The organism is Burkholderia sp. E168m23, from assembly GCF_016586125.1.
In the GTDB taxonomy this organism is placed as follows: domain Bacteria; phylum Pseudomonadota; class Gammaproteobacteria; order Burkholderiales; family Burkholderiaceae; genus Burkholderia; species Burkholderia orbicola.
Genome location: NZ_BCPP01001220.1, coordinates 1 through 1,728, shown reverse-complemented (window position 1 = coordinate 1,728; position 1,728 = coordinate 1). Strand labels below are relative to the sequence as shown.

2 protein-coding genes are annotated in these 1,728 nt (G+C 69.4%); one reads left to right on the top strand and one right to left on the bottom strand.

The genetic code is table 11. From position 1 onward, the window contains the following. Positions 1–35: 35 nt before the first annotated feature. Positions 36–683, bottom strand: a complete 648-nt coding sequence (locus JMF90_RS35890) for a response regulator transcription factor (RefSeq protein WP_011694631.1) — start codon at positions 681–683, stop codon at positions 36–38. A 323-nt stretch (positions 684–1,006) separates the two neighbouring features. Here JMF90_RS35890 and JMF90_RS35885 point away from each other — a divergent pair, with 323 nt between their 5' ends. Next, positions 1,007–1,459, top strand: a complete 453-nt coding sequence (locus JMF90_RS35885; protein WP_011694632.1) for a hypothetical protein — start codon at positions 1,007–1,009, stop codon at positions 1,457–1,459. The last annotated feature ends 269 nt before the right edge of the window (positions 1,460–1,728 follow it).

Here is a 1,728-nt window from a genome sequence, read left to right as displayed (position 1 = left end):
CGGCGGCGACGTGGGCGGGAAGCGGAAGGCGGCCGTCATGCGTCGTCGTCCCCGAGGTCGAGATCGTGGCGCACCGTGTAGCGGACCAGTGCGGCTTCGTGCGGGAGCCCCATCTTCTCGAGGATGCGCGTCTTGTACGTGCTGACCGTCTTCGCGCTCAGCGCGAGTTCGGACGCGATCCGCGTGACGGTCTGACCCGCGACGATGCGGCGCATCACGTCGAACTCGCGCGCCGACAGCCGTTCGTGCGGCAGCGCCTGAGCCGGCGCGCGCAGCGTGTGAGCGAGGCTTTCGGCCGCGGACGGGCTCACGTAGACGCCGCCTGCCGCCACCTTGCCGACGGCTTCGACGAGTTCGGCCGTCGCACTGTCCTTCGTCAGGTAGCCGGTGGCGCCGGCCTTGAACGCGCGTGCCGCGTACTGGGTTTCCGCGTGCATCGTCAGCACCAGCGTGCGCAGCGACGGCGCCTGGCGCTTGACCAGCCGGATCAGCTCGATGCCGGTCGGCGCGGGCATCGACAGGTCGAGCAGCAGCACGTCGGCGGCCGCGCGCTCGGCCAGCGCGAGCGTGCCCGAGCCGTCGCTCGCCTCGCCGACGATCTCGAAACCGCCGGCCCGCTCCAGGATGTGACGCAGTCCGTCCCGCATGACTGCGTGATCGTCAGCCAGAATTACCCTGATCATCTTCCAGCGATCCTCTTCGGGATGACGCCGCGCGTTGCTGTCCGGGTGTCGCCGCGGCCGTTCTTCTGATCAATATATGCCCCCGATCCCGAAAAAGGTACTCGTTCGCGAAATTTTCGGGAGGGTTGAGTGCGGAATGTGCGCTGAAACGAAATAATTCGCGGGAAAGGGTATGGCGCGGCGCGCATGTGGATCAGGGTATTCCCGGGCGACCGTTGCGGCCGCCGCGAGCCGGTGCGGCCTCGCCGGAACCGCGCCACGAACCGTTCCGATTCGGGACTAAACTGGTGCCCGATGCCACCACTCGAACCAGGAGCCCTGCAATGATCGACCTTGCCGATATCCTGCCGTCCGCACTGCCCGCCGCGGTCGCCTGGGCCGAAGCGGAGGCCGCGCGCGGGCTCGCGCAGGGCGCGCCGCTGACGCCGGCGCAAGCCGACGACGCGCGCACGGTGGGCGTCGCGCAGCCGGACCGGATTCGCGTGATGGCGGTCGACCGCATGCCGTTTCCCGACACGCCGACGTTGGCCGCGATCGCCCGCGACTCCGGGCTGCTGGCGCCCGGGACGATCGGCCTCACGCTCGGTCATGCGGTGTACGTGCTGCGCGGGCACGACACGCGCCGCTTGCTGACCCACGAATTCAGGCATGTCCATCAATACGAGGCTGCCGGCTCGATCGGCGCGTTTCTTGCGCGCTATCTACGGGAGATCGCGACGGTCGGCTATCACGACGCGCCGCTCGAAGCCGACGCGCGGCAGCACGAGTTCGACTGACCCCGCCTGCTGACCTTCGACGCCGGCGCGAGCGCGCGCATGTTGCGATGAACGTATCCAATGCCCTTGCCGGCCCGGTAGTCGCGCACCGGGCCGCACCGTCCGGGAGGGTGCAATGAGCGACACGATCCATGCGTGGATCGGCGCGATCGGCGCGCATCCGCTGCTCGTGCTGGCGATCGTGTTCGTGGCCGCGTGCGCCGAGGCGATCGCGCTGGTCGGCACGATCGTGCCGGCCGGCGCCGTGATGTTCGCGGCCGGCGCGCTGA

Coding starts and splice junctions, on each gene's coding strand:
- JMF90_RS35890 (WP_011694631.1), bottom strand. CDS start 683: ATGATCAGGGTAATTCTGGCTGACGATCACGCAGTCATGCGGGACGGA.
- JMF90_RS35885 (WP_011694632.1), top strand. CDS start 1,007: ATGATCGACCTTGCCGATATCCTGCCGTCCGCACTGCCCGCCGCGGTC.